General features: G+C 63.0%; 18 protein-coding genes. 12 read left to right on the top strand and 6 right to left on the bottom strand.

Annotated features, from left to right (window positions below; genetic code table 11):
• The first annotated feature begins 78 nt into the window (after positions 1 to 78).
• The 5 genes from VIF40_RS15715 to VIF40_RS15695 all read left to right on the top strand — a co-directional run bounded on the left by VIF40_RS15715 (position 79) and on the right by VIF40_RS15695 (position 5,277).
• Entirely contained in the window at positions 79 to 879 is an 801-nt protein-coding gene (locus tag VIF40_RS15715; protein ID WP_331938453.1) for a type 1 glutamine amidotransferase domain-containing protein, read from the top strand.
• Between the two features lie 81 nt (positions 880 to 960).
• Entirely contained in the window at positions 961 to 1,251 is a 291-nt protein-coding gene (locus VIF40_RS15710) for a putative quinol monooxygenase (protein WP_331938452.1), read from the top strand.
• A gap of 96 nt (positions 1,252 to 1,347) precedes the next feature.
• Positions 1,348 to 2,088 (top strand): SDR family oxidoreductase, encoded by a 741-nt coding sequence (locus VIF40_RS15705; protein WP_331938451.1) that lies wholly within the window; start codon positions 1,348 to 1,350, stop codon positions 2,086 to 2,088.
• A 63-nt stretch (positions 2,089 to 2,151) separates the two neighbouring features.
• Complete coding sequence (locus tag VIF40_RS15700; RefSeq protein ID WP_331938450.1) at positions 2,152 to 3,165, top strand: aldo/keto reductase; 1,014 nt, start codon at positions 2,152 to 2,154, stop codon at positions 3,163 to 3,165.
• 1,041 nt (positions 3,166 to 4,206) lie between these two features.
• Entirely contained in the window at positions 4,207 to 5,277 is a 1,071-nt protein-coding gene (locus VIF40_RS15695) for an iron ABC transporter permease (RefSeq protein WP_331938449.1), read from the top strand.
• Positions 5,278 to 5,299: 22 nt separating this feature from the next.
• Here VIF40_RS15695 and VIF40_RS15690 read toward each other — a convergent pair whose 3' ends face one another.
• The 3 genes from VIF40_RS15690 to VIF40_RS15680 all read right to left on the bottom strand — a co-directional run bounded on the left by VIF40_RS15690 (position 5,300) and on the right by VIF40_RS15680 (position 9,650).
• Positions 5,300 to 6,280, bottom strand: coding sequence for an LLM class flavin-dependent oxidoreductase (locus VIF40_RS15690; protein WP_331938448.1), 981 nt, complete (start codon positions 6,278 to 6,280; stop codon positions 5,300 to 5,302).
• Between the two features lie 21 nt (positions 6,281 to 6,301).
• Entirely contained in the window at positions 6,302 to 7,225 is a 924-nt protein-coding gene (locus VIF40_RS15685) for an ABC transporter substrate-binding protein (RefSeq protein WP_331938447.1), read from the bottom strand.
• A 166-nt stretch (positions 7,226 to 7,391) separates the two neighbouring features.
• Complete coding sequence (locus VIF40_RS15680; protein WP_331938446.1) at positions 7,392 to 9,650, bottom strand: TonB-dependent receptor; 2,259 nt, start codon at positions 9,648 to 9,650, stop codon at positions 7,392 to 7,394.
• A 410-nt stretch (positions 9,651 to 10,060) separates the two neighbouring features.
• Here VIF40_RS15680 and VIF40_RS15675 point away from each other — a divergent pair, with 410 nt between their 5' ends.
• The 6 genes from VIF40_RS15675 (at position 10,061) to VIF40_RS15650 (ending at position 15,755) form a co-directional block, all read left to right on the top strand.
• Positions 10,061 to 10,861, top strand: a complete 801-nt coding sequence (locus VIF40_RS15675) for an ABC transporter ATP-binding protein (protein ID WP_331938522.1) — start codon at positions 10,061 to 10,063, stop codon at positions 10,859 to 10,861.
• Positions 10,862 to 11,405: 544 nt separating this feature from the next.
• Positions 11,406 to 12,164 (top strand): phosphonate ABC transporter ATP-binding protein, encoded by a 759-nt coding sequence (gene phnC, locus VIF40_RS15670; protein ID WP_331938445.1) that lies wholly within the window; start codon positions 11,406 to 11,408, stop codon positions 12,162 to 12,164.
• Positions 12,165 to 12,192: 28 nt separating this feature from the next.
• Positions 12,193 to 13,062: a phosphate/phosphite/phosphonate ABC transporter substrate-binding protein gene (gene phnD, locus VIF40_RS15665; RefSeq protein ID WP_331938444.1), complete on the top strand. Its 870-nt coding sequence runs from the start codon at positions 12,193 to 12,195 to the stop codon at positions 13,060 to 13,062.
• Positions 13,059 to 13,880: a phosphonate ABC transporter, permease protein PhnE gene (gene phnE, locus VIF40_RS15660; RefSeq protein WP_331938443.1), complete on the top strand. Its 822-nt coding sequence runs from the start codon at positions 13,059 to 13,061 to the stop codon at positions 13,878 to 13,880. Before phnD ends, phnE begins: the two co-directional genes overlap by 4 nt.
• 13 nt (positions 13,881 to 13,893) lie before the next feature.
• Positions 13,894 to 14,880, top strand: a complete 987-nt coding sequence (locus VIF40_RS15655) for a phosphonate dehydrogenase (protein ID WP_331938442.1) — start codon at positions 13,894 to 13,896, stop codon at positions 14,878 to 14,880.
• Between the two features lie 5 nt (positions 14,881 to 14,885).
• Complete coding sequence (locus VIF40_RS15650) at positions 14,886 to 15,755, top strand: LysR family transcriptional regulator (RefSeq protein WP_331938441.1); 870 nt, start codon at positions 14,886 to 14,888, stop codon at positions 15,753 to 15,755.
• Positions 15,756 to 15,875: 120 nt separating this feature from the next.
• Here VIF40_RS15650 and VIF40_RS15645 read toward each other — a convergent pair whose 3' ends face one another.
• Both VIF40_RS15645 and VIF40_RS15640 read right to left on the bottom strand, forming a co-directional pair.
• Positions 15,876 to 16,679, bottom strand: coding sequence for a phosphate ABC transporter ATP-binding protein (locus tag VIF40_RS15645; RefSeq protein WP_331938440.1), 804 nt, complete (start codon positions 16,677 to 16,679; stop codon positions 15,876 to 15,878).
• 491 nt (positions 16,680 to 17,170) lie between these two features.
• A complete protein-coding gene (locus VIF40_RS15640) occupies positions 17,171 to 17,497 on the bottom strand; it encodes a tyrosine-type recombinase/integrase (RefSeq protein ID WP_331938439.1) in 327 nt (108 codons plus the stop codon).
• 13 nt (positions 17,498 to 17,510) lie between these two features.
• Between VIF40_RS15640 and VIF40_RS15635 the strand changes: the two genes are divergently transcribed.
• Positions 17,511 to 18,056, top strand: coding sequence for a hypothetical protein (locus VIF40_RS15635; protein ID WP_331938438.1), 546 nt, complete (start codon positions 17,511 to 17,513; stop codon positions 18,054 to 18,056).
• Here the strand turns inward: VIF40_RS15635 and VIF40_RS15630 are convergent.
• A complete protein-coding gene (locus VIF40_RS15630; RefSeq protein WP_331938437.1) occupies positions 18,048 to 18,740 on the bottom strand; it encodes a hypothetical protein in 693 nt (230 codons plus the stop codon). The genes VIF40_RS15635 and VIF40_RS15630 overlap by 9 nt on opposite strands.
• Positions 18,741 to 18,834: the final 94 nt, after the last annotated feature.

Genomic DNA, 18,834 nt, shown 5'->3' with positions numbered 1-18,834 from the left:
AAGAAATAAAGATGCAGAATGATAGGCGCAGGCGCATGTTGGCGGCGTCCAAAGGGACGCGAGCCAACGGAGGCTGCAATGACCAAAGGGAAAGTGCTGGTGATCGGCTCCAACGCCGCGTGGATCGAGATCCAGGGCGGCGGCTGGGGCGCGACCGGTCAATATCTCAACGAAACCGTCGTCCCCGCCATGGCGCTGATCGACGCCGGCTATGAGATCGTCCTCGCCACGCCCGACGGAACCAAGCCGCATATCGACGCAGCATCGGACTCGGCCGCGCATTTCGATGGCGACGAGGCCTCCCATCGGCGCGCGAAAAGCTTCTACGCCGAGCATCCCGCGATGAACGCGCCGCGCAAGCTGCGCGAGGTCATCGCGGAAGGTCTCGACCATTATGTCGGCGTCTTCGTTCCCGGCGGACACGCGCCGATCGCAGACCTCATGCAGGACCGCGATATGGGCGAGGTCCTTCGCCATTTCCATGAAAGCGCCAAGCCCACCGCCCTACTCTGCCACGGCCCGATCGCTGTGGTCGCGGCGATGCCGCACGCTCGCGAATTCCGCGCGGCTCTGATCGCCGGCGCCAACGAGACCGCCAGGAAATGGGCAGAGGGCTGGCAATATGCCGGCTATAAGATGACCGTCTTCTCGGCGAGCGAGGAGACGGTCGCCGAGAACCAAATCCTCCATGCGAAGCTCTATTTCGACATGCCCTTCGCGCTGACGACGGCGGGCGGCGAGGTTTCCGTCGGCTTGGCCGACTTCGCGCCGCATGTCGTCATCGACCGCGAGCTCATCACCGGACAGAACCCGCGTTCCGATCATCCGATCGCCGTAGCCCTCATCGCGGCCTTGGATCGCTCGCTCGCGCCGACTTGAGCAAATGCAATGAGAACGCGCATGACCGGCGGGGCGCTGCGCATGCGCGTCGCGCTCCTCGCGACAGAAGGACAGACGGCAATGACAGTGAAAATCATCGCTCTGCTCACCGCTAGACCCGACAAGAAAGAGGCGCTCGAAACGCTGCTCACCGGCATGATCGCGCCGAGCCGCGCCGAGGCGGGCAATCTGCGCTACGATCTCTGGCGCGACCAGACCGACCCCGCGCGCTTCGTGCTCGATGAGCTCTACACGAACAGCGAAGCGGTTGCGGCGCATCGCGAGACGCACCATTTCCGCGCCTATCTCGCGGCGATCAATGATCTCGCCGAACGGACGGCCTTGCTGCTCGACCCTGTCCAAGTGGGCTGACCGCCCAATCATCATCTCCGACGGCGCGAAAAGGCGGAACCGTCGGCCTCGTCTCCGGCGCAAGCCGAACACGCGCGACACATGAGGATTTGCATCATGAGCGAAGGCATCGAAGGCAAGATCGTGCTCATCACCGGCGGCGGCGTCGGACTCGGAGCCGAGACCGCGCGCCATCTCGCGGCGCGCGGCGCCCGCATCGCCGTCGCGGCGCGACGCAAGGACAAGCTCGACGCGGTGGTCGCCGAGATCACGAAAGCAGGCGGGGAGGCGCGCGCCTATCCGCTGGACGTGACCGACAAGCATCAGGTCAAGGCGGTCGTCGATGCAGTGGTCGCCGATTTCGGCCGCCTCGACGTCATCGTCAACAATGCCGGGCTGATGCCGATTCGTCCCATGATCGAGGTGAACACCGACGAATGGGACGCGATGATCGACGTCAATCTGAAGGGCGTGCTCTATGGAATCGCCGCCGCTCTGCCGATCTTCGTCGCGCAGGACAGCGGCCATATCATCAACATCAGCTCCGTCGCGGGCACGAAGGTGTTCGCGCCCGGCGGCACGGTCTACTCCGGCACCAAATTCGCCGTACGCGCGATCTCCGAAGGGCTCCGGCAGGAGATAGGCGAAAAGATCCGCGTGACATCGATCGAGCCGGGCGCCGTCGACAGCGACCTCAAATATTCGACGACGAGCGGCGCCCGCGAGAGAGTGATCGACTTCTACAAGATCGCCATTCCGGCCGCTTCCGTCGCGCGCGCCATCGCTTTCGCGATCGAGCAGCCCGCCGAGGTGGACATCAATGAAATCGTGCTGCGCCCGACCGCGCAGGAGTTCTGATCGACCTGGATCCGGCGGCAGGCGGCAAGAGCCGCCGCCAGACGAGCACAAAGGATGGAAACGATGAGCATAAAGAAGATTCTACCGAGCAAGCTCGGCTTCGGCGCCGCCCCGCTCGGCAATATGTTCCGCGACATTCCCGAGGAGGAAGCGCTCGCGACGGTAGAAGCCGCCTGGAACGACGGCGTCCGCTATTTCGACACCGCGCCCTTCTATGGCGCCGGGCTCGCGGAGCTTCGCTTGGGCGAAGCCTTGGCGGGGAAGCCGCGCGAGGATTATGTCATCAGCACCAAGGTGGGCCGAGTCATTCTCGACGAAGTCGAGGACGTCGGCGCCCGCGATCTCGGCGAGAAAAGCGGCGTCTTCGCGCATGGCCGTCCGAACCGCATCGTCAATGATTATTCGGAGAGCGCGACGCTGCGCTCGCTGGAAGACAGTCTGAAGCGCCTGAGGACCGATCATGTCGAATTCGTCTTCGTCCATGATGTGGCGCAGGACTTCTATGGCGACGAATGGCTGGCGATGTTCGAGAGCGCGCGCCGCGGAGCGTTTCGCGCGCTCGACCGTCTGCGCGAGGAGGGCGTGATCGCGGGATGGGGCCTCGGCGTCAACCGCGTCGAGCCGATCGAGATCGTGATGGAGCTCGACGAGCCGCGTCCCGACATATTTCTGCTGGCCGGCCGCTATACGCTGCTCGACCATGAAAAAGCGCTTCAGCGCGTGATGCCAATGGCGGCGGAACGCGGTCTGCGCATCGTCGTCGGCGGCCCCTATAGCTCGGGCGCGCTGGTGGGCGGACCCAATTTCGAATATGCGCCGGCGACGCCTGCCATTCTCGACAAGGTCGCGCGTTTCAAGGCGATCGCCGACGAGCACGGAGTCGGCATGAAGGCGGCCGGGCTGCAATTCTCGCTCGCCCATCCGGCGGTCGCAGCGGCAATTCCCGGCGCGAGCCGTCCGAGCCGAATTGCCGAGGATCGCGCCGCCTTGGATGAAGTCATTCCGGCGGAGTTCTGGCGCCGGCTGCGCGACGCCGGCCTCATCGATCCCGCCGCGCCCACTCCTGTTGCACGGTGACGAGGCTCGCCGGCTCGATCCGCATCGAGCCGGTCTTTCGCTCACGACCGCCACCTCTTCGACCGATCAATCGCATGGCGGCCGAGCCGACCGACCACGCACCGTCTCAAAGACAGCCGCGGCGGATCATGGATTGCGTCGCGGCGCCAGAGTGCTACAAAATCGCATGACACCACTCGGCCACTGCCGCCGGACGTGATGCGAAACCAGTGACTTGCGCCTTCTGGCGCCCGGGAGCAGTATCCTCCCGCCCCGGGCCAGAAATCGACACGTTATTGAAGTCGCGTTCTAATTTCCTTAGCTGGGGTGTAAATTTGCGCCGAAGTGGCTCCGAACGACCTCAGCGGACTGACTCAGAGAAAAAGGTCGCCCACGGAATCCGGACCGATCTGCACTTGAGCAGGCTCCTCGCCGCCATCAGTTACTGACGCCGTTTCAGGAGCTTCCGATTAGTTTCGCCGAGGGGCCGACAATGGCCAAGTTCACAGCTCGCGCGAGCGCGAGCGGCGTTGCGCGGCCGGTTACGAGGGCGATGGAGTTGTCAGAGCGCGGCGACGATCCGCGTGGGCGCTCGATCGGCGTGATGCACCTCGCCAAGGGCCTCGAGTTCAGTCCGGTGACCAAATCTTTCCCCTTCAGTCCCGAATCGCCGACGTGGTCGAGCTCGAGGACATCTATGAGCGGAACGGCAACTGCTCTACGTCGCGCGCTCCGAGCTGCGGGATCTGGTGTTCGAGCGTGGTACGGCGTCGTAGAAGCCGCACAACACGTAGGCCCGGTTGAACGCCGATTCGACGCTCGCGACCCCCAAGCCCGATTTGGACCCCTCGCGGTCGACGAAGGTCTGCGCTTCAAAGATGGCGCCGAGCAAAACAATATGTATACAAATTACATATCAACGATACTATGAGGCATGCTGCGGGCCTGATCGGCTCGAGTTCCGGAGGATGATGTGCGTTCAGTTTCGTGGTCGGTTCTCGGAGCGCCAGACGCGCGTGAAGCTCGGAAGCGCTCGGCCGACATCCGGCCTCTGAAACTCCGATGACGATTCGAGAGCTCTCCCACTCGGCGCGGGACCCTCTCGCAAGCCCCGCCCGACCGCGCGCTTCGGCCTGTATTTTGGGCCTTACGGTCGTTCTCGCGCTATTTGCGCTCTTCGCCATCTGTGTCGGCCGCTTTTCTATTTCGGTCTCGACCGTGTGCGGCATTCTCGCCAGCGACCTGCTGCCGATCTCCGAGACATGGACCCACACCGAGGCGACAGTCGTCAATGTCGTCCGCTTGCCGCGCGTGGCGATGGCGATCATCGCCGGGGCCGGGCTCGCGATCTGCGGCGCCGCATTTCAGGGATTGTTTCGCAATCCTCTCGTTGGTCCGCAGATCCTTGGAATATCCTCGGCGGCGTCCTTCGGCGGCGCGCTCGCGATCACGCTCTCGGCGTCGGTCGTAGGGATCATCGGCTCGGCCTTCGGATTCGGGCTGGTCGCCCTCATCGTCATCTTCGTCCTGTGTCGCGCAACGCCGAGAGCGAACCTTTCGATCATTCTCGCGGGCGTCGTCGTCGGCTCCTTCTTCACGGCGCTGGTCGGCGTGCTCGAATACACGTCCGATCCGCTGACGAAGCTGCCGAGCATCGTCTACTGGCTGCTCGGCAGCTTCGCGACGGCCAATCCTCAAAAGCTGATGGCGCTCGCCATTCCGACCGTCCTCGCCAGCGCAACGCTCTTGGCGATGCGTTGGCGGCTCAATATTCTCTCGCTCAATGAGACGGACGCGTCCGCCTTGGGGGGCGACGTGAAGAAATGCCGATGGCTGGTGCTGATGATGGGCGCGCTGATCGTCGCCGCTCAGGTCGCGGTCAGCGGCGGCATCGGCTGGGTCGGCCTCATCATCCCGCATTTCGGACGCATGTTGGTCGGCCCCGACCATCGCCTGCTGCTGCCGGCATCGGCGCTGCTCGGCGGGCTCTACCTCTTGGCCGTCGACACGATCGCCCGAACGGCGACAACCCAAGAAATCCCGCTCGGTCTGCTGACGGCGCTGATCGGCGCGCCGATCTTCGGCTATCTCTTGTGGCGAACACATCTGCGAGGATGGGGCGACGGCGAATGAATTGGTTTCTCCGCCTCGATGCTCAAAGAGCCGGCATCACGTCGCGCGAGAGCAGCCGAAGCGATTTCATCGTCGTCTCCAGCGGCATGAAGCCGAAGAAGGACGACTGCATGTTGATGCGGCGGATGCCATATCTTTCCCGCAGCCTCTCGAGCTTGCGGATGCAGGTGTCGACGCCGCCGATGACGGCCAGCTGCTCGTAGAGCGCTTCCGGCTCGATATCCGCCTCGCGCACGGTTCTGGCGCGCTGCGCTATGCCGATCGCCGTCAGCCGCTCCGACAAATCTCGCACCGCGCGCTCGGCTTCGTATCTCGCTTGCTCATCGGTCTCAGCCACGTGGAAAAAGCGGCCGAGGGGCACGTCTTCCACGCGTCCTCCGGCCGCGCGATAGGCGTCGAGCATGAGCTCGAGATGCCAATCGGCCTGAATGCCGCTCTGGATGATGCGATGTCCGTCGCGCGCCACTGCGGCCCCAGTCTCTGGCGTGTAGGTCGCGACATAGATCGGCGGATGGGGCGATTGCGCGGGCTTCGGCAGCACATTGTATCGGCCGCCGCCGAGCGTCGATTCCTCCTCCTGCCAATAGGACAGGATCTTGCCGAGATTGTCGTCGAAGCGCGCTCTGGTTTCGTCGACCGAAACCTCATAGGCGTCGCAGTAGCGCGGATTGGCGCCTCTGGCGACGCCGAAGTCGATGCGTCCGTGCGAGATCACATCGAGCGTCGCGATTTCTTCCGCCAGTCGCAATGGATGATGCAGAGGCAGCAGCAGCGCCGAGAAGCCGATACGGATCGTCGTCGTCGCTTGCGCGACCGCCGCCGCCATGATGACTGGGGACGGACAGATACGGCCTCCCGATGTGTGAAGGAGCCGCTGAAAATGCTCCTCGTTGAACCAGACGCTCTTTATTCCGAGCGCTTCGGCCTCGGCGATCAGCGCCGGCAATGCCGCGGCGTCGGGAGCCGCAAGTCCGGCATCGCAGCCGGCCAATCCGAATTCCATGGCGTAAGCTTCTCTTGCTTGTCAACGATCCGGAGCGCCCGCCAATATGTCGGCCGCCTCCTCGTCGTCGAGCGTGTAGGAAAAGAACCCCGAGTAGAAGCGCTTCAGCTCGCCCGCGAGATCGATGTCGCGAAAGCGATCCGGGTGCAGCAGCTTCGCGGCCCATAACAGGGTCAGCGGATGTTCGACCGTGTGATAGCCCCAACCACAGACGCCCCAGGGAATGGCATGGATGCGATTGGCGCGCACGGCGGTGAGGTCGGCGAGCCGGCGGTCCTTGCGGACCTCGTCGATCTCGCGACGTGAATTGACGATGATGATGTCCGGGTCCCAGGCGATCACCTGCTCGACGGAGAGCGCCATCAACTCCGTATGCCGATCGCGCGCGGTGACGCTCACCCCTCCCGCATGAGCGATCCACCAATCCGGCACGTAATGCTGCTGACGCATCAGGCCGTATTCGAAATAGAGAACCTTGGGCCGTTCGGCGTCGGAGAGGCCGGTCAGCCCCCTGCGCAGACGGGCGTGCGTCTCGTCGAATAATCGATCATAGGCGTCGGCCGCGCGCTCTCGGCCATACAGCTTGCCGACCGCCGCGATGATGCGGCGATCGACCGCGTCGCGATCTCCATCCGCGCCGAAGCGCGTCAGGCGGAAGGGCGTCAAGCCCAATCGCTCCAATTGCTCCGCCGACTCCTCGGCGGCGGCGCCCGAGACGAGAACGACATCCGGCCGGGCGCCGAGCAGAGCTTCGATATTGGCTCTGCCGGCAGGGTCCTGCATGGTCGGCAGCTTCGCGAGGCGTGGCGCGAGACGCGTCTGAAAGCGCCATCGCGGCGTCGTCGCGAAAGCCGGCAGGCCGGTGATGATGGTGTCGCGATCGCCTGCGAGGAATACGTAGGAATTGACGACCGGAACGCCGCCGAGGATCGCGGTCTTCGTCACTATTTGTGGAACATGGCGTTCGATTCCGCTCGCATCCACGACCGATCGCTCAGCGGCGTGAACGATCGACCCGAAGAGTGCCGATGCGATCCAGTGAGCCGCTGCGAAGCTGCGCGCCACGCAGCGGTTCCTAGGCGTCGAAGACATCATCGTCCCGCTCGCTTCGTCACATTTTGGCGGAGAGAGTGAGAGCGACGCTGAACGGCGCGCCCTGATAGAAGGTCGCCGCGCTGCTGCCGTCGATCGTGGTGTCGCTATAGCTGATCACGCCGATATATTTCGTGTTGAACAAATTCTGGATGTTGAGCGACAAGGACGCGTCCTTCACATAGGGGAGATCCTTCAGCGGATAGGCGATCGTCAGATCGACGACGCTGTAGCCGGGAATGGACTGCGTATGCAGGACGTCGGCATAGCGCTGGCCGAGAATATGCATCACCGGCGTGATATTGAAGCCGAACAGCCGTGCATTCGCTCCGAGATTGCCCTGGAACATGGGCGCATCCTGGACCTGCTTGCCTTTCGATCGCAGCGTGACATTGGTCGCGGTCTGGATGTCGTCGTCGAAGACGAAACGGTTGTACGACGCCGATGCGAAGACGTCGATCTCCGGCGTGATCCGCCAATCGCCCGAGACCTCGGCTCCATAGCTCGTCGCCTGCGCGGCGTTCATATTATAGGCGAGCCCGACGGTGGGATCGACGGCCTGCACCTGACGGTTCTGGAAATGCGCGTAATACAGCGTCCCGTCGAGCGTGAGCGCGTCGTCCTTGTAGCGCAGGCCGACGTCGATATTGTCGGAGGTCTCGATGTTCAGCCTCTGCGCGAGACGATCCATCGTCACGCCCGCCGCGACGAATTTCGCTTCGTTGTTGAGAAAGGTCTGCGAACCGAATTCCGGCCGCGCGTAATTGCGTCCATAGGACAGGCTCGCGGACACTTCTTTCGACAAGGGAAGCAACACGCCGAAATTGGGGAGCCATCCGGTGAACGTTCGCGACGACGTCGACGCGTATGGGTCGGGCGTCGCGGAGCCGAAGATGCTGACATAGTCCGTGTCCGGCAGGCCGGCCGTATTATAGAAAAGCGCGCTGCCGTAATAATAATTCAAGTAGCGCAGGCCGGCAGTGATCGTCGCGTCGCCGACATGCGTCTCGACCGTCGCATAGGGCGAGTTGAAGACGGTGTTGACGCCATCGGCGAATTTGCCGAGCGCGGTCCATCCGGCGAATTGCATTTGACCCGCCGCGTTCAGGCTATAGCCCTTCGCCGCGCTGATCGGCATGGCCTTGGCGTCGCGCTCATAGAACCAATAGCCGAGCTTCCAGGCGATATCGCCGAATTTGTCGTCATATTCCGCGACGGTCCCGAAGATCGTGGAGTCGCGATATTGCCTGACGATGCCGGCGTTTCCGCCGAGCTTCGACAAGGCGCTCGCCGAACCGCTGAGTCCATAGCCGCTCTCCACCGAATAGAATGGTTTCAGCGTGAAATGCGCCTTATTGCCGACATCGAAGACGAAGTTGCCGAAGAGGCGATTGTCGATCAATCGCTGGGTGTTGTAATTGTAATATTGATAATCCGCGCGCGCGTTTCCGCTGAGGCGCCCATTATAGTCGAGCCTGTAATTGTTGCGCAGGTCCATCGCCTGCGCGTAATTGAGCGGCCGATATCGATCCTGATCGAGATCCTTGTGGATGTAGAAGATCTCGGCCTTGCCGATGTCGCCGAGCGGCACGGTCGCTCCGAGCTCGAAATTGCCGCGCTCGGTTTCGCCGCTGCCCCGCCATTTGTTCACGGTCGTCCAGGAGCCGGAAGCGAACGCCTTGGCGCCGCCGGGAAGAAGACCCGTGTCGGCGCGCGCATAGGTGCGCAGCAGGCTGTAGTTTCCGACGGTCTGATTGACCTGAAATTCCGGCAGGTCCGAAGGTCGGCGGATGACGATATCCATGCTGCCGGAGGTGTTGAAGAAGCCGACCGCTTTGTCGGTCGGCACGGCGCCGCGATAGACGTCGATGTGGTCGACATCCTCGAGATCGAGAATATCATTGGCGGCGTCGCGGCTGGTGATCGCCAATCCTTCCACCGTGCGGCCGAAATGGCGGCTGAACTTGCCGCGGGAATTGATGTTGGTCTCGCTCTCGCCGATTCCGAAAGCCGCTGCGGATTCCACATGGATCGACGGTTGCTGGTCGATCGAGCGATAGAGATTGGTCTGGCCGGCGCCGCCGATGGCGGTGATCGCGGGGGAATCGAAACGCGTCGTCGTGGCGGGCGTGTCGATCGGTTGCACGCCCTTGGCCTCGGCGCGAGGCGCAGATCGCGTCCCACTGGCGTTCTGGGCCGTCACATCGATATCGGGCAGGCGCGTGGGCGTCTCCGCGATCGCGAGCCCCGTCGACAAGACGAGAGCGGAAAAAGACACTCCCGTGAGACTCTTCTTCGAGTCCCGAGAGGAAGCGGGGCTGCGCATAAGGCGATAAGACATGATCCCTGATTTCCTTGTCTGGTCGGCGCGCCGATGGGGAAACCCATTGCCGATCTGGAAAAACTTATCAATATGGTGTTGTATTACATAGCGTATATTTGTTGCACGCACGGCGTCACGAATGCGCAATTGAAGGCAGAGCCCCTCCGGCGCCGTTCCAATTTGCCTAGAAGTTGAGCGGGATCTGAAAAATATGCACGCTATAACAACAATATAACCAGAGGTTGCCGGCAGGCGCCGCCACCCTCGGCGAGAGCCTGCCATTCTCGCGAGAAAGAGGCTGTCCTTTGACGTGCAATCAATATAACCATATTACTTCTCGTATCGGAGGGAGCCGCATGGCCAAAATTTCAGAAGCGGCGGTCTCGATGTTCGATGCCGGCTACTTCTATCGGCCGAACCTCTGGGTGCTGCGCCACTGCGAGGTGAGGATCGCGCGCGGGAGCGTCTTCGCGCTGCTCGGCCCCAACGGGCGCGGCAAGACGACCTTGCTGCATCTGCTCGTCGGAGCTCTGAAGCCCTGCGAAGGCGGCCTGGTGGTGAGCGGGCGGGTCGCCTTTGTCCCGCAGCTGTTCGAGATGGGCTTCGATTATACTGCGCTCGACATGGCGCTGATGGGCCGCGCGCGAAAGATCGGACTGTTCTCGCAACCCTCGCGCGCCGACGAAGAGGCCGCCCTGGCCGCGCTCGATCGCTTCGGAATGGCCAATCACGCCGCACGGCCGTTTCACGAGTTGTCGGGAGGCCAGCGCCAGCTCGTGATCTTCGCGCGGGCGCTCGTGGCGGAAGCCGACATTCTCATTTTGGACGAACCGACTTCGGCGCTCGACCTCGAGAACCAGGCTCTCGTTCTCGAGCGCATCTCTTCGCTCGCGCGCGACGACGGATTGACGATTGTGATGACCACGCATCACCCCCATCACGCGCTGGCGGTGGCCGACGAGGCGCTGCTGATGCGCGGCGCCGGAGACTATCTCTGCGGCTTGGCGCGCGATATTCTATCCGAGCAAAATCTGAGATCGCTCTATCGCGCGCCGCTGAAGCGTCTCGCCTTCGAGCATGAGGGCCATGAGCTCGAGACGATCGCCCCTGTCCTGACGCCGCGTCGCGCCGCCGAAGCCGATCGGGCGTGCAATGCCGCGGTCTGAAACCCGGCCGCCGAGCGAAGGGCCACCGCAACCGCCTCCGGCAGCGCTCGACGGACGATGAATGGCCGTCTGCCCATATCCCGTCGCCATGATCCAAAAATTCGGATCGATGCGCGCACTCTCGACTGCCGTATCGCCGAGAAGCGAACAGCCGGAACGCGCCGGTCGAGCATATTGCGCTTCCAACTCGAATTGCTGGCGTTGCGCGTAACATGTGTTCGGTTTCATTCTCAGCAGCGTAAAACGATCTCTTGCAGGCGCCGCGCAAACTGCATCCGCGATGGCAGCCGATCATAGCGACCTCGTCGCGCGAAGGGTCAGGCGCGAGGTAGTCGTAGCGCCGCTCGACCGTGGCCTCGCCGTTCGTCCAGCGCTGGCGCACAAATGACGGCGCCCCTCCGCCTATATCGGAGACCTTCGCGAAAGGCGCGGGAAGCGATCGTCACGAATCCGTCAAGTCTATTCGCTATCTCCAAACATGAAGCCAGTTTGTTCGAAAATACCGAACAACCGAGGTTTCGAGACATTGATTGGAGTGGCGCACTTGCTCGGCCTTCGGCAGGCTTCGGTCACCTACCCCGGCGGACGAATGGCGCTGCGCCCGACCGACCTCCAGTTCGCCGAAGGACAAATCACGGTCCTGCTCGGCCCGTCCGGCGCTGGAAAATCATCCATCCTGCGCCTGCTCAACGGCCTCGTTCCGCCATCGGAGGGAGAAGTCGTCCGCAAAGGGATCGGCTCCTTGGACCAGCCGATCGCCATGCGCGCGCATCGCCTTTCGACGGCGACGATTTTCCAGCAGCATCATCTGATCGGACGTTTGACGGTTCTCGACAATGTGCTGCTCGGCCGGCTGGGCGCATGGAGTTGGCTGCAAACCATCTTGCCGCCGAGCCGCAGAGACCGCCTTCTGGCTCTCGCCGCGCTGGACCAGGTCGGCTTGGCGCCGCGCGCGCTCGACCGCGCCGACGGGCTCTCCGGCGGCGAGCAGCAGCGTGTCGGGATCGCCCGAGCCATGGCGCAACGGCCCTCGATCATTCTCGCCGACGAGCCCATAGCAAGCCTCGATCCCGCCTCGGCGGAGCGAATGCTGAGCGATCTGCGCCGCATTTGCCGCGACGATGGACTGACCGCCGTCGTCAGCCTGCATCAGGTCGAGTTCGCGCGCCGCTTCGCCGATCGGATCGTCGGCGTCCAGCATGGCCGCATCGTTTTCGACGGCCCCCCCGCAGCGCTCGACGATCACGCGGTCGATGAAATTTACGGAGTCGCGAGTCCGGCCGGCGCGCTCGCCGCGGAATAGATTCGCCAGAATGCAAGGGAGTTGGATAATGGATCGCAGACGCTTTCTCTCCGCCGCCGCCGGCTTCGCCCTCGTCGGCGCGGCCGCGACGCCCGCCCATGCCGTCAAGGCGAAATCTCTGCGCGTCGCGCTTCTTCCGGACGAGAACGCCGCGGCCATCATCCAGAACGCTCAACCCTTCAAGGCCTATCTCGAGCAGGCGTTGGGCAAGCCGGTCGAAATCATCGTCACGACCGATTATTCGTCCATGATCGAGGCGATGCGGTTCAATCGCATCGAAGTGGCCTATTTCGGCCCCCTCTCCTATGTGCTCGCCAAGTCGAAGGCGCCGGCGATCGAGCCTTTTGCGGTGGGTCTCAGCAAGGGTTCGCCGACCTATCGCAGCGTGATCGTCGCGCTCGCCGACGGTCCGGTGAAAACGATCGACGACGTCAAGGGCAAGACCTTCGGTTTCGGCGACGACGCCTCGACCTCGAGCCATCTCATTCCGCGCGCCTATCTCGCGCGTCACGGGCTGGCCGCCGGCGCAGACTATAAATTCGTGCATCTCGGCGCTCATGACGCTGTGGCGCGCGCCGTGCAGGGCGGACAGGTTCAGGCGGGCGGCCTGAGCAAGGCGATTTTCGACTCGCTGGTCGCCAAGGGCTCCGTCGACGGCGCCAAGATCAAGGTTCTCGCCGAGAGCGATCCCATTCCCAACTATCCGATGGTGATGCAGGGCGACCTCGACTCCAATCTGAAAGCGGCGATCAAAAAGGCCTTTCTCGATCTCAAAGACCCCGAGATCCTGAAAACATTCCGCGCGGACGGGTTTGTTCCCACCGGCGACTCTGCGTACGACATCCTGCGCGAGACCGCCAAAGTGCTGTCTCTCGACCTGACCAAGATCAAGGGATGAGCGCCAGCGTAGCCCACGACGCCATGATCGCACATGACGCCATGATCGTCCGCGACGACAGATCGCGGGCGAAACGCATGTTCCTCGTCGCCGCGCTCGCGCTCGTCGTGCTGGCCTCGATGTGGGCGACCGGCGTGCTCGACCCGGAACGTTTCGCCGACGCCTGGCCCGCGATCGTGCAGATCTCGCGCGAAATGTTTCCGCCCGATTTTCGGCGCGCCGCGCAATGGGCGCGGCCTCTGCTCGACACTTTCACAATGTCGATCTCCGGCACTGCATTGGCCGTCGCGCTCGCGGCGCCTCTGTCCCTGCTGGCGGCGCGGACGACGACGCCGAGCATGATCCATTATCGCATGGCGCGCCTGCTGCTGAATCTGCTGCGCTCGATTCCCGAGCTGATCATGGGCATTCTCTTCGTCGCCTTCGTCGGATTCGGATCGCTGCCGGGCGTGCTCGCGCTCGGCCTGCATTCGGCCGGCATGGTGGCGAAATTTTTCGCCGAGAGCATAGAGCACGCCGACCCCAAGCCGCTGGAAGTCGCGCGCGCCGCCGGCGCGACGCCGTTTCAGATCATCTGGCGCGCGCTGCTGCCGCAAATTCTGCCGCAGCTCGCCGACACCGCCATCTATCGTTGGGAATATAATTTCCGGGCCTCCACCGTGCTCGGCGCGGTGGGCGCGGGCGGCATCGGCTTCGAGCTGATCTCGTCGCTGCGCATCCTCGATTACGCGCAGGTCTCGGCCATCATCATCTGCATCTTCGTCTGCGTGACAATCGTCGACGGCGTCGGCGCGCTGCTGCGCGAGAGACTGGAATGAAAGAACGAGAAGAATGACCGAAAAGCCGTCGATCGTCGTCACAAATCGCATTTTCGCCGAAACCGCGGAGCGTCTCGCGACGGTGGGAACGGTCGTGATCAATCCGTCGGAGGAACCATGGCCGCGCGACGAGCTGCTCGCCCGCGCGTCGCAGGCGGAAGCGGTGATGGCGTTCATGACCGACCGGATAGACGCGGCGTTTCTCGCCGCCTGTCCAAAGCTGAAAATCATCGCCGCGGCGCTGAAGGGCTACGACAATATCGACATCGCCGCGGCGGAAGAGGCCGGGGTATGGGTCTCGATCGTGCCCGACCTCCTCACGGCGCCGACCGCCGAGCTCGCCATTGCGCTGATGTTGGCGCTCGGACGCAATGTCCTCGCGTCCGACAGACGGATTCGCGCGGAGGGGTTCCACGGCTGGCGCCCGACGTTCTATGGGCGCGGCCTCGCGGGCGCCACCGTCGGAATCATCGGCTATGGCGCCGTCGGCCAGGCGATCGCACGCCGCCTGTCCGGATTCGATTGCCGAATTCTCGCGACCGATCTCACGCGCTCGCATGACGAAGCGGCCGAGATCGCTCCTTTCGAGCAGATCATCGCAGTTTCGGATTATGTGGTTCTGGCGCTGCCCCTGACGTCGGCGACCAAATATATTCTCGATCGCGAGACCATCGCGCGGATGAAGCCGGGCGCGCTTCTGATCAATCCGGCGCGCGGCTCACTGGTCGATGAGGCCGCTGTGGCGGAGGCCCTCGCTTCCGGCCATCTCGCCGGCTATGCGGCGGATGTCTTTCAATGCGAAGATTGGGCGCAAGCGGATCGCCCCAGCGGCGTCGACCCGCGTCTCGTCGCGCCCGATGCGCCGACGGTGCTGACGAGCCATATAGGTTCGGCCGTCACGGAGGTGCGCCGCGCCATCGAACGCTCGGCGGCGGAGAGCATCGTCGCGGCGCTGTCCGGCCGCGCGCCGCGCGAATTGGCGAATTTTCGGCAGAAGTGACGAATGTGCTGAATTTGAATCACGTCCAGACCTTGCTGAAGGTCGTCGAGCTCGGTGGCTTTCGCGCCGCCGCGCGTCAGCTCGGACTGTCGGCCTCGACGGTCGTCGAGCATGTCGATCAGCTCGAAGCGGAATTGGCTGTTCGAATACTGGTGCGCGACCGCGGCAATGTGGCGCTCACCGAGCAGGGACGATCGTTCGAGCCCTTGGCGCTCGCTTTGATGGAGATCGAGTCGCATTGTCGTTCGCTGAGATCGTCGCGACCGCTGCGCGTCGCGGCGGCGAGCAATGTCGGCGTCTATCTGCTGCAACCAGCGCTCGCCTCCTTCGCCGCCGCCCATGGCGCCGCGATCGAGCCGTGGATCGGCGCCAATCCCGCGGTCGCCGAGCGTCTGGAATCCGGAAAGGCCGATGTCGCGCTCATGGAATGGTGGGACGATCGTCCATCCTTCGCGGCCCGCGCATGGCGAAAAGAGCCCATGGTCTTGGTCGCGCCCAAGAGCCATGAGTGGGCGCGTCGCGGCGAGATCGGTCCAGAGGAATTGACGAGCGAGCCCCTGCTCGGCGGCGAGAGCGGCACGGGAACAGGCGCGGCGTTGCGCCGCGCTCTCGGGCCGCTCGCGGAGAGTTTGAAAGTTCGAACCGGCTATGGCAGCACGGAAGGGGTCAAGCGCGCTGTCCGGGCGGGGCTCGGCGTGTCTATCGTCCTCGCCGCGGCGGTGCGCGAAGAAATTGCCGATGGACTGCTCGCCTCGGTCGCGATCAAAGGCGTTCGGCTGGAAAAAGAAATCATGATCGTCTCGAGGAGCTGGTTCAGCGCCAGCCCATCGATCCAGACGCTCATCGAGCATCTGGTGGATGAGGCGAGAACATGATCGCCCGCATCCGTCCAGGCGCCATGCCGCGTCGGCCGAGCGACATCGGCAAATATCGGCGCCCGCACGCCGCGAGCCGCCGTGGCGGTCGAGCGCCGGCGTCCCGCCAGCCTCGCGCGGTCAGCCGCAGCGTCCAGAAACGAAGTCGCCGACGAGCCGGCTCCGCGGCCTCTCGAATATTTGCCGGCTCGGTCCCGCTTCGACGAGGCGTCCGTCCATCATGAACAAGACATGATCGCTGATGCGCCGCGCCTGGCCGATGTCATGCGTGACCACGACGATCGGATAGGACTCGCGAAGCGCCAGAATCTGCTCCTCTATGTGGCGGGTGGAAAACGGATCGAGCGCCGAGCATGGCTCGTCCATCAGAATCGCGCGCGGCCTATTAGCGAGCGCGCGCACCAGGCAGAGCCGTTGCAGCTGTCCTCCCGAAAGTCGCGACGCGCGCTCGTGCAGACGATCCTTCACCTCTTCCCAAAGATTGACCTGTTCCAGAAACACGCGCGCGTAGGATTCGCGATCGGCTTTCTTGCAGAGGCCGTGGAAGAGCGCCCCGAACAGGACATTCTCGAGGATCGACATTGGAAACGCCACCGGCTGCTGATGGATGAGGCCGAGGCTGCGCCGCGCCGCGCGCGGATCGACGCCCGGCGCATAGAGGTCGAGGCCGCCGAAGCTCACCGAGCCGGAGACGCGGGTCGCGCCGGACGTGAGCTCCAGCGTGCGATTGAGCGCCCGGACCAAGGTCGACTTGCCGCAGCCGGACGGACCTATGATCGCAGTGACCCGCCGATCCGGAATCGCGCAAGAGATGTCGTGAAGCGCCGGCCTGCCTCGATAGGCCGTCGTCAGCCGCTCGACCTCGAATGCGGCCGGCGGATTCGGCGCCTGCTCGGGCTCGGATGCGCGCTCCAATGCGATCATCGGTGTCTCCTCGATAGGCCGCGCGCTCAGCGCGCGAGCCGCCGTTTCAACGCTCCCGCACAGACATTCGCGATCAGCAGCCCGCACACCAGCGCCAGCGCGGTCGCATACACACGCAAGGCGACGCGCATCTCCGCCCGGCTGCCGACGTCGCAAGAGGCGCAGGATCTGGCGGCGCCCCCACCGCCCCCATCCTCGCCTGGAGCAGCGTCAACGCCGACGCGGATGGGCGCCCGATCGATCTCGACGCCAGCGCATTCGCGGCCTCGCGTGTCGACATCATTTTTGACGACGAAAGTTCCTGAGCGGCGATTGCAGTCGCCGCACAATCTGCATAACATCGCCACCGGCGACGGCACTCAACAGATTGATTTTACAGGATTTATGCGCCCGCACTTCGCCTCCTACCCGGCCCACCAATGAAATCAAATGGATAAGATCGAAATTAAATTGGATGCCTCGATCGTCCACCGATTAGACCACCGAAACGCTCAATGGCGCCCGATCGCTAACGCCGCCTCGTCTTGGTAGTCCGGCGCGAGGTGACCGTAATGATTGATGATCATTTGTTCGCCTGTCCCGATGAAGTCCGCGATCATGCGAGTCGGCAGTCCCTTCGCCACTAGCCAAGACGCCGCGGAGCGCCGCAGCGTATAAGCGGTGACTCCCGAATCGAGCCCGGCAAGTTTCACGGCACGACCCAGAGCAACCTTGACGCTCCCGATAGGCGCGCCGTTGAATGTAACGACAAAGCCTCGCTCATTGTCGATCCGACGCCATCGCTTCAGATGAGCCTGGAGGCGCGGCGATAGCTTCACGCTCGGCTGTCTTTTGTCATACCCATCACTATATCCTTCCGCTAATCAGTTCGTTGGCATCGATATCGGCAATGTCGGCGCGCTCGGCCCGCAATGGGCCTACGCTGGCACACCCGGCAATGATTTGCGTCCAAATACGGTGTCTGTCATAGGTGAGAACGACGGCGGCACCTATCCGAACAATATTCCGAAACTACAGATCGGCTTGCCACAAAAGGCGGCCCCTGACATCATAATCACGGGCCACGATGCGCTTAGTAGTGCTGGCGGTGATGTAATCAAGCCGATAAACGGTGGTATGTTCCGTGTCTGCTACTACATCGCATCCAGAATTGCTGGTTCTGCCGGCAGTTGGTCTCTCGGACTGGAGTGGAACGATGGCGTTTCACAAGCGGCCGTAATCAACAGCGTGTCTGCCGCAACCGCCAATCTCGAGAGCGATGGATGCCGCACAGTCTATAATGTTTCTGGTAATACGATAGGCTATTCCGTCGTCCATACTGGAACGGTTGGAAGCCCTACTTTCGATCTCCACATGACAGTCGAGCGGCTAAACTGACAGCTGCTCTCTGCAGAGCTTTATATCGAGTGATCCGAGCGCATCCCGCCATCCGTCAACTCTGCCAGCGAAGTGGCCTTCTACGCCGTCGTGCCATTCGCCGTAGTCTCCGACAGTGACGACGCGGATGTCCGACGAGCTATCTGTTGTGGGGATCGTTGGATTGACGACAATGAGCGTCGGGGCGGCCGCGGGAAAGCTTCGGCGCAAAGCGGCCAGCACATCATCATAGATCGATGCTGAAAAGCACGCCGCCCGTAGATCATCGCTTATGGCTTGATGCGCGCCGTCGCGATCCAGAAATAGGCATGGCCTGCGCGCACCATCGAGCCAGCGCGCCATTCTGTCGCCGAGGAATGTGTATTTCTCGGCGACAGAATGGATTTCGCTCCTCCAATCCGCGACGACGCGGTGGTTAGCGTCGCGAGAAAACGAGTGGTGGAGCAAAATTCCAGTCGGCAGGGGCATGATGCTATCGACGCCTTCACCGAGCGATACAGGCTCGAGTGTGCCATCGGCAATATCGATACGGATGCGCGCATCGATCAAGCCGGGAATGGAGGCTATAGGGGTCACAAACCAATCTAATAGGCCTGACCGATCTACCCCGTAGAACGCGCGCAAGTTATGCGTCATCTCGCACAGCGTTCCGAGCGATAGGATTAGGTCTGTTTCAATCGGCATTCTGGCCCCCATTAACTGATTATCTAGTATCTGGCTAAAATACCCGACCATCCCATAAAGCACGCCTCCACGCCTCCCCGCAAGAATGAGCGCG

Source organism: Methylosinus sp., assembly GCF_036560965.1.
GTDB lineage: Bacteria > Pseudomonadota > Alphaproteobacteria > Rhizobiales > Beijerinckiaceae > Methylosinus.
This window is presented reverse-complemented; position numbering and strand designations above follow the sequence as displayed.

Bases quoted from the DNA above. Each gene is read 5' to 3' on its own strand.
- VIF40_RS15715 (WP_331938453.1), top strand. From the start codon at position 79: ATGACCAAAGGGAAAGTGCTGGTGATCGGCTCCAACGCCGCGTGGATC.
- VIF40_RS15710 (WP_331938452.1), top strand. From the start codon at position 961: ATGACAGTGAAAATCATCGCTCTGCTCACCGCTAGACCCGACAAGAAA.
- VIF40_RS15705 (WP_331938451.1), top strand. From the start codon at position 1,348: ATGAGCGAAGGCATCGAAGGCAAGATCGTGCTCATCACCGGCGGCGGC.
- VIF40_RS15700 (WP_331938450.1), top strand. From the start codon at position 2,152: ATGAGCATAAAGAAGATTCTACCGAGCAAGCTCGGCTTCGGCGCCGCC.
- VIF40_RS15695 (WP_331938449.1), top strand. From the start codon at position 4,207: ATGACGATTCGAGAGCTCTCCCACTCGGCGCGGGACCCTCTCGCAAGC.
- VIF40_RS15690 (WP_331938448.1), bottom strand. From the start codon at position 6,280: ATGGAATTCGGATTGGCCGGCTGCGATGCCGGACTTGCGGCTCCCGAC.
- phnD (WP_331938444.1), top strand. From the start codon at position 12,193: ATGGATCGCAGACGCTTTCTCTCCGCCGCCGCCGGCTTCGCCCTCGTC.
- phnE (WP_331938443.1), top strand. From the start codon at position 13,059: ATGAGCGCCAGCGTAGCCCACGACGCCATGATCGCACATGACGCCATG.
- VIF40_RS15655 (WP_331938442.1), top strand. From the start codon at position 13,894: ATGACCGAAAAGCCGTCGATCGTCGTCACAAATCGCATTTTCGCCGAA.
- VIF40_RS15645 (WP_331938440.1), bottom strand. From the start codon at position 16,679: ATGATCGCATTGGAGCGCGCATCCGAGCCCGAGCAGGCGCCGAATCCG.
- VIF40_RS15630 (WP_331938437.1), bottom strand. From the start codon at position 18,740: ATGCCGATTGAAACAGACCTAATCCTATCGCTCGGAACGCTGTGCGAG.